Here is a 13,661-nt window from a genome sequence, read left to right as displayed (position 1 = left end):
AAGGTCCGGTCACGTCAGCCGCGGCGGCTCGACCGGCCGTCGCAGCGCCCGCGCCTTACGTTCGGGCCCCGACAGCACGTAGGCCGCGATGACGCCGGCGACCGCCCCGCTCAGGTGGCCCTGCCAGGAGACGCCCGGGGTGCCGGGCAGCACGCCGAGCAGAATGCTGCCGTAGAGCAGCAACACGACCACGCCGATGACGATCTGCCAGATCTTGCGGGTGAAGAAACCGAACACGATCAGAAACGCCAGCCAGCCGAAGATCAGCCCTGACGCGCCGATGTGATTGGTTTCGCAGCGCACGTACGGGCAGTACGTGCCGACATTGCCGATCAACCAAGTGCCGAAGCCGCCGAGGATCCACACGATCGCGGTGGCGAAAATGAACCGCGACATCCCCGCCAGCGTCATCAGGAATCCGAGGACCAGCGCGGGAATGGAGTTGGCGATCAGGTGATCCCAGTCCGAATGCAGCAGCGGGGCGAACAGGATGCCCAGCAGCCCGTCGCTTTCCAGCGGTCGAATTCCGTTGTCGTCCAGGCGATGTCCGGTCAGCGAGTCCCACAGCTCGATCAGCCACAGCAGCACCACGAAACTGACGATGGTCAGGCCGCCGACCAGCCAGGCGGGGCGCTTCTTTGGCTGCGCGGGCCCAGGTGCGCCTGGGTATCCGCCCGTGCCTGTCATGCCCACAGCTGTCCTTCCAACGCGTCTTCAGCCTCATCCAGGCTACCGGCGTAGGCACCGGTCGACAGATACTTCCAACCGGCGTCGGCGACCACGAATGCGATGTCGGCGCGCTGACCTGACTTGACCGCCTTGGCGGCCATGCCCAGCGCGGCGTGCAGCACCGCGCCGGTGGAGATGCCGGCGAATATGCCCTCGACCTGGACCAGTTCGCGGGTGCGTTTGACGGCGTCATAGGAGCCGACGGAGAAGCGGGTGGTCAGCACGTCGGGGTCGTACAGCTCGGGGATGAACCCCTCGTCGATGTTGCGCAGCGCGTAAACCCCTTCGCCGTAGCGGGGTTCGGCGGCCACGATCTGCACGTCGGGGACCTGCTCACGCAGATAGCGCCCGGTGCCCATCAGCGTGCCCGTGGTGCCGAGGCCTGCGACGAAGTGGGTGATCTCGGGCAGGTCGGCCAACAGCTCAGGCCCGGTGCCCTCGTAGTGCGACAGGGTGTTGGACGCGTTGCCGTATTGATAGAGCATCACCCACGACGGGTTCTGTTGCGCAAGCTCTTTCGCGTGCGCCACCGCGGTGTTGGATCCGCCTTCGGCCGGGGAGAAGATGATCTGCGCGCCGTAGAGCTCGAGCAGCTGACGGCGTTCGATCGAGGTGTTCTCGGGCATCACGCAGATCATTCGGTAGCCCTTGAGCAGCGCGGCCATCGCCAACGAAATCCCGGTGTTGCCGCTGGTGGGCTCTAGGATCGTCGCGCCGGGCTGCAGCAGGCCGCCGCGTTCGGCGTCTTCGATCATCCGCAGCGCGGGGCGGTCCTTGATGGAGCCGGTGGGGTTGCGGTCCTCGAGCTTGGCCCACAGCCGCACGTGCGGTGCGCCGTCGGGCGCGTCGTCCCAGCACGGCGACAGCCGGCGCAGCCCGACCAGCGGGGTGTCACCAAGCGCGTCGAGCAGTGACTCGTAACGGGTCATCGGGCGCCCACTCAGCCTCCTGCCACGGCGGGAAGGATGGTCACCGAGTCGCCGTCGGATATCGAGGTGTCCAGCCCGCCGGAGAACCGCACGTCCTCGTCGTTGACGTAGATGTTGACGAAGCGGTGCAGCTTGCCGTTATCGACGAGCCGTTCGGCGATGCCGGAGTAGTTCGTCTCGAGGTCGCTGATGACGGCGGCCAAGGTGTCACCGGATGCGGTCACCCGCTTTTCACCGCCGGTGTGGGGGCGAAGGATGGTTGGGATCGAGACGTTCACGGTCATGGTTGCTCCTCGTACTGCTTGACGATCTTGACGGGTTCCTCGGTGACGACGCCGTCGACGATGCGGTAGCTGCGCAGTTCGTGCGCGTCGGGATCGCGGGTCGACACCAGCACATAGTGGGCGTCGGGTTCGAAAGCGAGAGAGATGTCGGTGCGGCTGGGGTACGCCTCGGTCGCGGTGTGGGAGTGGTAGATGACGATGGGCGTCTCACCGGCCTCCTCCATCGCCCGCCACACCTTCAGCTGCTCCATCGAGTCGAAGCGGTAGAAGGTCGGGGACCGTTCGGCGTTGACCATCGCGATGAACCGCTCGGGACGATCGGAGCCCTCCGGTCCGGCGATGATCCCGCACGCCTCGTCGGGGTGGTCGGCGCGGGCGTGCGCGACCATGGCGTCGACCAGGTCGGCGCGGATCACCAGCACTGTCATTCCCTTTCTACGGGCCCTGTTCGTGGACGGGTCACCCGAATGCTCCGGGCAACATGTCCCGGTACGTCGGTATTCCGGCCACCGACTCCGCCGCCAGCACACCCGCCAGCACCGCGCGGGCCAGACAGTCCGCGGCGGCCGCCCCGATCGCGGTGATCAGCGGCGTCTCCGGCGACATCGAGGCCGGGGTGGTGGGGTCCAGCGGTACCTCGACAGCACCGGTGGCCAGCGCAAACACCGTATCGCCATCCAACGGGGTGTGGCACGGGCGGATGGTGCGGGCCAGACCGTCGTGCGCGGCGACGGCGACGCGCCGACACCCCGCCTTGCTCAGGACCGCGTCGGTGGCGACTACGGCGATCGTGGTGTTGAGCGGGCTGAACTCCTGGTGCCTTCCGGCGTAGGCGGCGATCTGGTCGTGCGGCGGCGCTACCAGGCCCAGTTCGTCGACCTGGTCGGCCAGCCACGGCAACCCGGTCGCCGGGTCCACCACGTCACCGGCGGAGTTGACGATCACCAGCGCCCCGACGGTCACGCCCGATTCGAGCGTCGTCGACGCCGTGCCGACGCCGCCTTTGAGCACGCCGGCGCGCGCTCCGGTGCCCGCGCCGACGGTGCCGAGCGCCACCTCGGTGCCTGCGCTCTGGGCGGCGGTGTAGCCGAACTCCGGCGTCGGCCGGCACGCCCAGCCGCCGACGGGCAGGTCGAAGACCACCGCGGCGGGCACGATCGGCACCACCCCGCCCTCCATCGCCACCCCGCGGCCCTGGTCCTCCAGGAACCGCATCACGCCGTCGGCGCTGGCCAACCCGAACGCGCTGCCACCCGACAGCACCACGGCGTCGACGTGGCGCACCGAGTTGCTCGGGTCGAGCAGGTCGGTCTCGCGGGTGCCCGGGGCACCACCGCGGCCGTCGACGGCGCCGACCGTGCCGGGCGGCGCCAGCACCACCGTGGTGCCACTGGCCCATCCGGACCCGAGCGTGGCATCGGCGTCGATTTGATGGTGCTGACCGACTAGGATGCCGGCGACGTCGGTGATCGAACCCGTCACTGTTCTCTCTTTCCGCTCTCTCTTTCCGCCGATGGCGCTCATCAACGCGACTTGCCCATGAGCCCGAGGACAAGATATTCCTGCAGCACCGTCAGCCACTGGTACACGTCCAGGTGCCCTGCCAACGGATGGTCGTCGGGCAGCGCGTCGGGTCCGCCCGACGCGACCCCGAGCATCGTGCCCAGCGCCAGCCGCATGTCGTTTACCGCAGCGACCCACGCCTGCGCGTCCCCCTCGGTCAGCTCCAGCTTGCCGCCCGCCTGCGGAATGGTGTCCAGAAGTTGCTGTGCGGCTTGGCGTTTCGCGTCGATGATCTCGGGCTCGTGCAGGCTGCGCAACGCGCTGTTGAGGGATTCGGCCGTGCCCGAACCAGCGGGATGGTCGGTCTGGGACCGGTAGAAGTCGGGCAGCAGGCGTTTCATCGTTTCGTCCTGCGGCGGGGCGGAGTTTCCGGTGCGGATACCGGTGATCTGTTCCAATTCATCTGCGGGAGCGGTGGATTGGCGCTCATCGAGCATACCGATCATCGAGGTGGCGAGGCTGTGCAGCAACGCGGCCTCATGCGCGGCCAACGCCGACCGGAACCGCGGGCCGTCGGGAGTCTCGACCCGCTTCCATTTACGCACTGCTCTGTCAGCGGTCCTGTTGCATGGTCGCCCACAAGCCGGCGGCATGGAGTTTGGACACATCGACCTCCATCGACTCACGGCTGCCCGCCGACACCACGGCCTTACCTTCGTTGTGCACTTGCAGCATGAGTTTGGTCGCGTGCGGCTCGCTGTAGCCGAACAGCTTCTGGAGAACGTACGTCACATAGGTCATCAGGTTGACCGGGTCGTCCCAGACGATCGTCACCCAAGGGACGTCGGCCGCCTCGTGCGTGGCGACGTCACGCTCCTCGCGGGTTCCCGGTCGAGCCTTGGCCGGCGTAACCATGTTCTTCAGGATAGCCGGGGCATATCGAGGGCCTTTAACTACTACGGTTGCGGTGTGACCCGGCCGGCTGTGGCGTTGTTTACCGACAAGTACGAGCTGACGATGCTCGCGGCCGCCCTGCGCGACGGCACTGCGCGCCGGCGGACGACCTTCGAGGTTTTCGCCCGACGTCTGCCCGAGGGCCGCCGCTACGGCGTGGTCGCCGGTACCGCCCGGTTCGTGCAGTCGTTGGCGCAGTTCACGTTCGACGACGCCGCGCTCGCGGCGCTTTCGGACTTCTGCGACCCCGAGACGCTGGCCTACCTCGCCGACTACCGGTTCCGCGGCGACATCGACGGGTACGGCGAGGGCGAGCTGTATTTCCCGGGCTCGCCGGTGCTGTCCGTGCACGGCACATTCGGCGAGTGCGTGGTCCTGGAAACCCTTGCGCTGTCGATCTTCAACCACGACAGCGCAATCGCGTCGGCGGCCGCGCGCATGGTGTCGGCGGCACAGGGGCGCTCGCTGATCGAGATGGGTTCACGGCGCACGCATGAGCAAGCCGCCGTCGCCGCCGCGCGGGCCGCCTACCTCGCGGGGTTCAGCGCCTCGTCCAACCTCGAGGCGCAGCGCGTCTACGGGGTGCCCGCCGCCGGCACCAGCGCGCACGCGTTCACGCTGCTGTACAGCGAAGCAGCGGGGCCTGGTGATGAGCCTCTCGGGCGAAGAACATCCAAATGGGAGAAGGCGGCGTTTGCGGCGCAGGTCGAGGCGCTCGGCGTGGGCACCACGCTGCTGGTCGACACCTACGACATCACCACCGGCGTAGCCAACGCCGTCGAGGTAGCCGGGCCCGAACTCGGTGCGGTCCGCATCGACTCCGGCGACCTGGGGGTGCTGGCGCGTCAGGTCCGCGAGCAACTCGACCGGCTCGGCGCGCACCGGACCCGCATCGTGGTCTCCGGCGATCTCGACGAGTTCGGCATCGCCGCACTGCGCGCCGAACCCGTGGACATGTTCGGCGTCGGCACCTCGCTGGTGACCGGATCGGGCGCACCGACCGCAGGCATGGTGTACAAGCTCGTCGAGGTCGATGGGATGCCGGTGGAGAAGCGCAGCAGCCACAAGGAATCCCACGGCGGACGCAAACAGGCGACGCGGCTGGCCAAGACCACCGGCACCGTCGTCGAGGAGGTCGTGCACCTGTACGGACAGCCGCCCGCAGACGAGCGGGGGCTGGTCGAGCGGCCGCTCACCGAGGCGCTGGTGCGCGACGGCGAACCGGTCGGCGACCTCAGGCTGGAGACGGCGCGCGACCGGGTCCGCGCCGGGCTGGAAAGGTTGCCGTGGCACGGTCTGGCGCTGTCCCGCGGTGAACCGGCGATCCCGACCCGCATGGTTTCGCGCGTAACTTAGGAGGCACCACGGCAGACGTCACGGACCTGCTGGCCACAGCGGTCGCCTCGTTGGGCGGCAGCCAGCGCAGCGGTCAGATCGAGATGGCCGAGGCGGTGGCGCGCGCCTTTGCCACCGGTGAGCACCTGGCGGTGCAGGCCGGAACGGGCACCGGCAAGTCGTTGGCCTATCTGGTGCCCGCGATCGCGCGGGCCCTCGAGATCGAGGAACCGGTCGTGGTGTCGACGGCGACCATCGCGCTGCAACGCCAACTGGTGGACCGCGACCTGCCGCGGCTGGCAGAGTCGCTGGCTGACGTGCTGCCACGCGCCCCGGGGTTCGCGTTGTTGAAGGGCCGGGGAAACTACCTGTGCCTGAACAAGATTCACAACGGGTCGGCTGCGGCCGAACCCGAAGACCGGCCGCAGGAGGAGCTGTTCGAGCCGATGGCCGCCAGCGCGTTGGGCCGGGATGTACAGCGGCTGATCGCGTGGTCGTCGAACACCGACACCGGTGATCGCGACGAGCTGACCCCGGGGGTTCCGGACCGATCGTGGTCGCAGGTCAGTGTGTCGGCGCGGGAGTGCATCGGGGTGTCGCGGTGCCCGTTCGGCACCGACTGCTTTTCCGAGCGGGCCCGCGACAAAGCCGGGCACGCCGATGTCGTTGTCACCAACCACGCGCTGCTGGCCATCGACGCGATCTCCGATGCGGCCGTGCTGCCCGAGCACCGCCTGCTGGTCGTCGACGAGGCGCACGAACTGGTCGACCGGGTGACGTCGGTGGCCACCGGTGAGCTGTCGGCCACGTCGCTCGGGGTGGCGCAGCGCCGCGCGGCGCGCCTCGTCGATGCCGAACTCGCACAACGGCTGGAGGCGGCGACCGCGACGATCACGTCGGTGATCCACGACGCCACGCCTGGGCGCATCGACATGCTGGACGACGAGTTGGCAACCTATCTGACCGCGCTCCGCGACGCCGCCCACGGAGTGCGTTCGGCGATCGACACCAGCCCGGCCGACCCGAAGGCCGCGTCGGCGCGCGCGGAGGCCGCCACCGCACTGACCGACGTCGCCGACACTGCGTCGCGCATCCTCGACTCGTTCGTGCCGGCCATCCCTGACCGCACCGACGTGGTTTGGCTGGACCACGAGGACAACCGCGGCAACGTGCGCGCGGTGCTGCGGGTGGCGCCGCTGTCGGTGGCAGGGTTGTTGCGCGGCAGGCTGTTCGAGCATTCGACGACCGTGTTGACGTCGGCGACGCTGACCATCGGCGGCACATTCGACGCGATGGCCGCGGCCTGGGGGCTCGGCGAGGACACCAAGTGGCGCGGTATCGACGTCGGGTCGCCGTTCGAGCACGCCAAGTCGGGCATTCTCTACGTCGCCGCGCATCTGCCGCCGCCAGGACGCGACGGGACTGGTTCAGCCGAACAACTCGAGGAGATCGCGGCGCTGGTGACCGCAGCGGGCGGGCGCACGCTGGGCCTGTTCTCGTCGATGCGGGCGGCCAAGGCCGCCGCCGAGATCATGCGCGAGCGCCTCGACACCCCGGTGCTGTGCCAGGGTGAGGACACCACGTCGGCGCTGGTGAAGCGGTTCGCCGAGGATCCCGAGACGTCGCTGTTCGGCACGTTGTCGTTGTGGCAGGGCGTCGACGTGCCGGGCCCGTCGCTGTCGCTGGTGCTCATCGACCGCATCCCGTTTCCGCGGCCCGACGATCCGTTGCTCACCGCGCGTCAGCGTGCGGTGGCGGCCCGCGGCGGCAACGGGTTCATGGCCATCGCCGCCAGTCACGCGGCTCTGCTGTTGGCTCAGGGCGCGGGCCGATTGCTGCGCACTGTGGAGGACCGCGGCGTCGTCGCGGTGCTCGACTCGCGGATGGCCACGGCGCGCTACAGCAGCTACCTGCGCGCGTCGCTGCCGCCGTTCTGGGCCACGACCGATCCGATGCGGGTGCGCCAGGCGTTGCAGCGGCTGCGCGGTGCCTGACCCTCTTGCGCCGAGATCGATGTATTAACGAAATTCACTCGCACTTTTACGCCCAAATGTCCCTTTGGGCGTATTAGGTATTCCCATGGGTCGACGACACCTGGTGGGCGCCGTGCTCGCTGCGGCGTCGGCGCTGCTCGTCGCGGCATGTACGGCGACATTGCAGGGCCAACCCGTCTCGGTGTTCGCCGACCCGTTCCGCGTCGCGGGTATGCCGGCGACCGACGGACCGACCGGGCTGCGGCCCGACGCCGCCGAACCGACCCGCAAGGTCCACGGCACCGACGGCGGCGACGTCGACGAACTGGCCCGCCAGGCCGTCAGCGACATCGAGGAATTCTGGTCCGACGCCTACCGCGAGCCGCTCGGCGGCGCGTTCCGCCGGGTGAAGGCCCTGATCTCCTGGGACGCCAACGGATTCGACAGCATCGAGTTCTGCGGCGGCGACACCTACGGCCTGGTCAACGCCGGCTTCTGCCACGACGACCAGACCATCGGCTGGGACCGCGGCGAACTGCTGCCCGACCTGCAGCACGCCTACGGCGACATGGGCGTCACGATGGTGCTCGCCCACGAGTACGGCCACGCCGTGCAGCGACAGGCCAAGATGGTCGGCGATATCACCCCCACCTTGGTCGCCGAACAGCAAGCCGACTGCCTGGCCGGGGTCTACATGCGCTGGGTGGCCGAGGACCACTCGCCGCGGTTCACGCTGTCCACCGGCGAAGGCCTCAACAACGTGCTGGCCGCGGTGATCGCGTTCCGCGATCCGCTGATGAGCGAGACCGACCCGGACGCCGGGGTCGACGCGCACGGCTCGGCGTTCGAACGGCTCTCGGCGTTCCAGTTCGGCTTCACCGACGGCGCGGCCGCATGCGCCTCGATCGACATGCGCGAAATCGGCCAGCGCCGAGGCGATCTGCCCGTGCTGCTCGACGAAAACGAGACGGGCGAGTGGGAAGTCAGCGAGACCTCGGTGCGCGCCATCATTGACGTGCTGAACATTCTCTTCGAGCCCGCCGATCCGCCGCGGCTGAGCTTTGCGGTCGCCGACTGTCCCGGCACCCGACCGAGCCCGCCGGTGGCGTACTGCCCGGCCACCAACACCATCGCCGTCGACCTCGACGAGCTGGCCCGGATGGGCACGTTAGACGTCACCAGCGGCGGTGTCGGGCTGGCCACCGGCGACAACACCGCCTACTCGGTGCTGGTGTCGCGCTACATGCAGGCGATCCAGCACCAGCGCGGCGGCGTCGCGCTCGACGACGCCGAGGCTGCGCTGCGCACCGCCTGTCTGACCGGTGTGGCCACCACGATGCTGTCGAAGTCGGTCACCACGCCCGACGGCAACACCGTCGCGCTGACCGCGGGCGACGTCGACGAGGCGGTGTCGGGCATCCTCACCAACGGCTTGGTCGCCAGCGATGTCAACGGTGAGTCGGTGCCATCCGGGTTTTCCCGGATCGACGCGTTCCGCATCGGGGTGCTCGGCGATCAGGACCGCTGCTTCAAACGCTTCTCATGACAGCGGGTTGCTCGCGGCTGAGCTGAGCCGCTAAATGTGTTTGGTCACGCCGTACCAGGCGACGATCGCCTCCGACATCTCGGTGGAGCGAGTCAAGAACGCATACGAGCGGATGAACGACTCGCCGACGCAGCCGTCGATCTTGACCCGGAAGTCGCTCACCATCACCCACGGCTCGGCGCCGGTGAACTCCTTTTTCGTCACCGGAACCACGTTGATCAGACCGGGTTTGAGGCCGACGGTGATACCGCCGCCGATATTGCCGCCGACGCTGGGCAATACCCCGAGCTCCACCGGTCCGGCGGCGTCGATGCCCAGAATTCCCAGCGACGGGTTGATGCCCGCGGTGCCGGTCAGCGAGACGCCGTTGGACGTGCTCATGTCGATGCCGCAGCCGATCTCGTAGCCGACCTCGAGGGTGCCCCCCGGAGTGCTGCCGTCGTCGGGACCGCTCAGCTTGCCGGTGTAGGTGCCGCCGACCACGTACTCGCGCGACGACAGCGCCGTCGTCAGCGGAGGAACCGGGGCCTGGGTCTCGTCCCTGGCGCCCAGTTCCAGACGCCAACCGTCGGGAGCCTCCTTCACCACCGGCGGCGTGGATGCGACCGCACCGTCGTCGTGCGGCCGTGGCGCGTCAGGTGCGAGTGCGCCCTCTGGTGGCGGTGCGGCGGGCGCCACGTCGACGACGGGCTCGATCGCCGGTTCGGCCGACGCCGTGGCAGCTGCCAGCCCTCCGAGCAGCCCGCTGATCGCCAGGAAGGTGATGGCGCCCCGCAACCCATGTCCAACCGTCACTGCTGAAGTCCTTCGCCACGCGTCGCGGTAATTGACGCACTGGAGGGCAACCTACCTGGGCCGCCGCGGCTGCTGTACGAGTGTCCGGATAATTGCGCGGCACAGGTCTCAGGTCGGCATCCGCAACACGTAGCCGGCCTCCAGCGCGACCCACGGTGCGCCGTCGGGGCCGATCGCCAGCCCGTGCGGCTCGCTACCCTGCGGGAGGTCGATGACGACGATCTCGCCGTCGCCACTGACCCTGGCGATCTGATGCGACCCCCACAGGCTCACCCACACGCCGTCGTCGGGATCGGCCACCACCGCGTGTGGTTTACCGGGCAGGTCGATCTCCTGGATCGCGTCGTCAAGCGGGATGCGGCCGAGTTTCTCGGCGCGGATCTCGGTGAACCACACCGCGTCATCGTGCGTTGCGGCGATTCCCACCGGACCCGCTGCAGCAGTGGGCAATTCGCGCACGGTCAGGCCATCCGGCGGCGACAGCCGACCGATCGCGTTGGCCTGGTTGAGGGTGAACCACAACGCGTCGTCGGGTCCGGTCGTGATCATCGCCGGCGCGCCGCCGACCGCATGGCGATCGGTCACCTGCCCGTCGAGCGAGATCCGGCCGACCTCACCGGAGGCCATCGCGGTGAACCACAGCGCTTCGTCGGGTCCCACGGTGATGCCGTAGGGGCCGCGGTCCTCGCCGAGCGCAACCGCGCTCAACTCCCCCGCCGTGGTGATCCGGCCGATACGGTGGTCGCCGGCGCGGGTGAACCACAACGCGCCGTCGGCACCCGCGGTGATGAGCGACGGGCGACTCTGCACGTCGACGGGGAACACCGCGACCTCACCTGTGGTCGTCACCCGCGCGATCGCGCCTGCGTGCACCAGCGTCACCCACAGCGCACCGTCGGCGCCGAGAGCCAGTGCGTAGGGCCCCCCGTCGAGCGGGACCTTCAGCGCACCCGTCATGCGGAGGTGACGAGGCCGAGTTCGTTGTCGCCGGCCAGCAGCGGGTGGTGGGGCAGCACCCGCACCGTGTATCCGACCGGACCGGCGGCCGGCAGCGGCGTCGTCGTCGAAAAGATCGCATTGCCACCGTCGGCCGTGCCGGTGTGCTGCATCGGCACGGTCACCGGATCCACCAGGGTGTTGCTGGCGTCGACGCGACCCAGCACCGCCTGCACGGTCACCTCATCGGGTCGCAGGTCGGCGAGTTGCACCTTCGCGGTCAACGTGAGCTCGGACCCGAGCAGCGGGGTGTCGGGCAGCCCGGAGCTGTCGACATCGGTGATCTGGATTTTCGGCCAGGCGTCCTGGGCGCGCCGCCGGTAGGCCGCGAGGTCGCAGGCCGCACCGAACGGTTCACCGTTGGAGTTGGGTTGCACTGTCTTACGCAAGGATTGGGCGGCGGGCGCGTAATACTTCTCGGTGTAGTCGCGAACCATGCGCGACGCCAACACCTTCGGTCCGAGTGCGATCAGCGTGTGCCGCACCATCTCCACCCACCGCATCGGGATGCCGTGCTCGTTGCGGTCGTAGAACTTCGGCGCCACCGATTGCTCGAGCAGATCGTAGAGCGCGGCCGCCTCGAGGTCATCGCGTCGCTCTTCGTCGGCGAGGCCGTTGGCAGTCGGGATCTCCCAACCGTTTTCGCCGTCGTACCACTCGTCCCACCAGCCGTCGCGGATCGACAGGTTGAGCCCGCCGTTGAGCGCACTCTTCATCCCCGAGGTGCCGCACGCCTCCAGCGGCCGCAGCGGATTGTTCAGCCATACATCGCATCCCCAGTACAGCTGGCGGGCCATCGACATGTCGTAATCGGGCAGAAAGGCGATGCGGTGCCGCACCTCGGGCCGGTCGGCGAACTTGACCACCTGCTGGATCAGCGCCTTGCCGCCCTCGTCGGCGGGGTGGGACTTGCCCGCCACGATCAGCTGGATCGGCCGCTGCTCGTCGAGCAGCAACCGTTCCAGGCGTTCGGGGTCGCGCAGCATGAGCGTCAGCCGCTTGTACGTGGGAACCCGCCGGGCGAACCCGATGGTCAGCACTTCCGGGTCGAACGCCGTTGCGATCCAACCGAGTTCGGCATCGGCTGCGCCGCGTTCGGCCCACGACCGGCGCAGCCGCACCCGCACGTCCTCGACCAGCTGATTGCGCAGTTGCGAGCGGATCCACCACATATGGCCGGGATCGACCTGATGCAGCCGCTCCCACACCTCGGGCTCCCACACCGCGGGCTCACCACGCGAGCCGGCGCCGATCAGTTCGCGACCCAACTCCAGCCACTGCGGCGCCGCCCACGTCGGGGCGTGCACGCCGTTGGTGATCGAGCCGATCGGCACCTCGGTGGGGTCGAACCCCGGCCACAGCGCGTTGAACATGTGGCGGCTGACCTTGCCGTGCAGCAGCGATACACCGTTGGCCCGCTGGGCCAGCCGTAGACCCATGTGGGCCATGTTGAATTTCGCCGGGTCCTCTTCGGCGCCGAACGCGACGATGCGGTCCAGCGGGACCCCGGGCAGCAGCCGCGAGGGCGGACCACCGGCCGGCTGCCCGTCGTGCGCGGGCGCATCGGCGCCACCGCCGAAGTAGCGCCTGACCATTTCCACCGGAAACCGGTCGATGCCCGCGGGCACCGGCGTGTGGGTGGTGAACACCGTCGACGAGCGCACCACCGTCAACGCGGTGTCGAAGTCCAGCCCGGCGTCGACGAGCTCCCGGATGCGCTCGACACCGAGGAAGCCCGCATGTCCCTCGTTCATGTGGAACACCTCGGGAGAGGGGCGGCCCTCCATTTCGATGAACGCCCGGATCGCGCGCACCCCGCCAATGCCGGCCAGGATCTCCTGCTTGATTCGGTGTTCCTGGTCGCCGCCGTAGAGCCGGTCGGTCACCCCGCGTAGCCGGTGGTCGTTTTCCGGAATGTCGGAATCCAACAGCAGCAAGGGAATTCGGCCCACCTGAGCGACCCAGATCCGTGCGCGCAGCTGGTTTTGCTCGGGCATCGCCACGTCCACGAGCACCGGCCTGCCGCTGCGGTCGGTGAGCTGTCGAAGCGGAAGGCCCTGCGGATCCAGTGACGGGTAGCTCTCGTGCTGCCAGCCGTCGGCGGTCAACGACTGACGGAAGTAGCCCGAGCGGTACAGCAGCCCCACCGCGACCAGGGGCAGGCCCAGGTCGGAGGCTGACTTGAGATGGTCACCGGCCAGGATGCCCAGGCCGCCGGAGTAGTTCGGCAGCACCTCGGCCACCCCGAACTCCATCGAGAAGTAGGCGATGCCGTGGGGTAGTTCGGCGCCGTGGTCAAGCTGCTGCTGATACCACAGCGGGCGGGTCAGGTAGTCGTCGAGATCGGCGACGAGCCCGTCGAGGCGACCCAGAAACGATTCGTCGACCGCCAGCTCATCGAGGCGCTTCGGGCTCACCTGCCCCAGCAGGGCGACCGGGTCGCAGCCGACCTGCCGCCACAGATCCTCGTCGATGGTGGCGAACAGGTCCTGCGTGGGTTTGTCCCACGTCCAGCGCAGGTTGATGGACAGCCGTTCGAGCGCGGCCATCCGATCGGGGAGGTGGGCGCGCACGGTGAACCGTCTCAGGGCTTTCACGCGAGACAACCTTACTGATC

At 68.7% G+C, this 13,661-nt stretch carries 13 protein-coding genes; 3 read left to right on the top strand and 10 right to left on the bottom strand.

Going from position 1 to position 13,661, the window contains the following annotated elements; genetic code table 11:
- Positions 1-9 precede the first annotated feature (9 nt).
- The 7 genes from ABQE44_RS22265 to clpS are packed head-to-tail and all read right to left on the bottom strand — an operon-like array spanning position 10 to position 4,360.
- Positions 10-687, bottom strand: coding sequence for a rhomboid family intramembrane serine protease (locus ABQE44_RS22265; protein WP_448431947.1), 678 nt, complete (start codon positions 685-687; stop codon positions 10-12).
- The gene (locus ABQE44_RS22260) at positions 684-1,658 is read right to left on the bottom strand and encodes a cysteine synthase (protein ID WP_448394899.1); all 975 of its coding nucleotides are present in this window, start codon (positions 1,656-1,658) and stop codon (positions 684-686) included. The genes ABQE44_RS22265 and ABQE44_RS22260 overlap by 4 nt, the downstream gene beginning before the upstream one ends.
- 11 nt (positions 1,659-1,669) lie before the next feature.
- Positions 1,670-1,942 (bottom strand): MoaD/ThiS family protein, encoded by a 273-nt coding sequence (locus ABQE44_RS22255; protein WP_448394900.1) that lies wholly within the window; start codon positions 1,940-1,942, stop codon positions 1,670-1,672.
- Positions 1,939-2,364, bottom strand: coding sequence for a M67 family metallopeptidase (locus ABQE44_RS22250; protein WP_448394938.1), 426 nt, complete (start codon positions 2,362-2,364; stop codon positions 1,939-1,941). Before ABQE44_RS22250 ends, ABQE44_RS22255 begins: the two co-directional genes overlap by 4 nt.
- Before the next feature lie 37 nt (positions 2,365-2,401).
- Complete coding sequence (locus ABQE44_RS22245; RefSeq protein WP_448431945.1) at positions 2,402-3,466, bottom strand: P1 family peptidase; 1,065 nt, start codon at positions 3,464-3,466, stop codon at positions 2,402-2,404.
- Positions 3,466-4,050 (bottom strand): oxidative stress transcriptional regulator AosR, encoded by a 585-nt coding sequence (gene aosR / locus ABQE44_RS22240; protein ID WP_448431943.1) that lies wholly within the window; start codon positions 4,048-4,050, stop codon positions 3,466-3,468. The genes ABQE44_RS22245 and aosR overlap by 1 nt, the downstream gene beginning before the upstream one ends.
- 7 nt (positions 4,051-4,057) lie before the next feature.
- Positions 4,058-4,360, bottom strand: coding sequence for an ATP-dependent Clp protease adapter ClpS (gene clpS / locus ABQE44_RS22235; protein ID WP_448394903.1), 303 nt, complete (start codon positions 4,358-4,360; stop codon positions 4,058-4,060).
- A gap of 54 nt (positions 4,361-4,414) precedes the next feature.
- Here clpS and ABQE44_RS22230 point away from each other — a divergent pair, with 54 nt between their 5' ends.
- The 3 genes from ABQE44_RS22230 (at position 4,415) to ABQE44_RS22220 (ending at position 9,253) form a co-directional block, all read left to right on the top strand.
- Complete coding sequence (locus tag ABQE44_RS22230) at positions 4,415-5,755, top strand: nicotinate phosphoribosyltransferase (RefSeq protein WP_448431941.1); 1,341 nt, start codon at positions 4,415-4,417, stop codon at positions 5,753-5,755.
- A gap of 50 nt (positions 5,756-5,805) precedes the next feature.
- Entirely contained in the window at positions 5,806-7,728 is a 1,923-nt protein-coding gene (locus ABQE44_RS22225) for an ATP-dependent DNA helicase (protein ID WP_448431939.1), read from the top strand.
- A gap of 85 nt (positions 7,729-7,813) precedes the next feature.
- Entirely contained in the window at positions 7,814-9,253 is a 1,440-nt protein-coding gene (locus ABQE44_RS22220; protein WP_448394906.1) for a neutral zinc metallopeptidase, read from the top strand.
- Positions 9,254-9,283: 30 nt separating this feature from the next.
- Here ABQE44_RS22220 and ABQE44_RS22215 read toward each other — a convergent pair whose 3' ends face one another.
- From ABQE44_RS22215 to ABQE44_RS22205, 3 genes are all read right to left on the bottom strand, one after another.
- Positions 9,284-10,048, bottom strand: coding sequence for an MspA family porin (locus tag ABQE44_RS22215; protein WP_448394907.1), 765 nt, complete (start codon positions 10,046-10,048; stop codon positions 9,284-9,286).
- 108 nt (positions 10,049-10,156) lie between these two features.
- The gene (locus ABQE44_RS22210; RefSeq protein WP_448431937.1) at positions 10,157-11,005 is read right to left on the bottom strand and encodes a Vgb family protein; all 849 of its coding nucleotides are present in this window, start codon (positions 11,003-11,005) and stop codon (positions 10,157-10,159) included.
- Positions 11,002-13,641, bottom strand: coding sequence for a glycosyltransferase family 1 protein (locus tag ABQE44_RS22205; RefSeq protein WP_448394909.1), 2,640 nt, complete (start codon positions 13,639-13,641; stop codon positions 11,002-11,004). The genes ABQE44_RS22210 and ABQE44_RS22205 overlap by 4 nt, the downstream gene beginning before the upstream one ends.
- Between the last annotated feature and the right edge of the window lie 20 nt (positions 13,642-13,661).

This window comes from Mycolicibacterium sp. XJ2546 (assembly GCF_053483195.1).
This window is presented reverse-complemented; position numbering and strand designations above follow the sequence as displayed.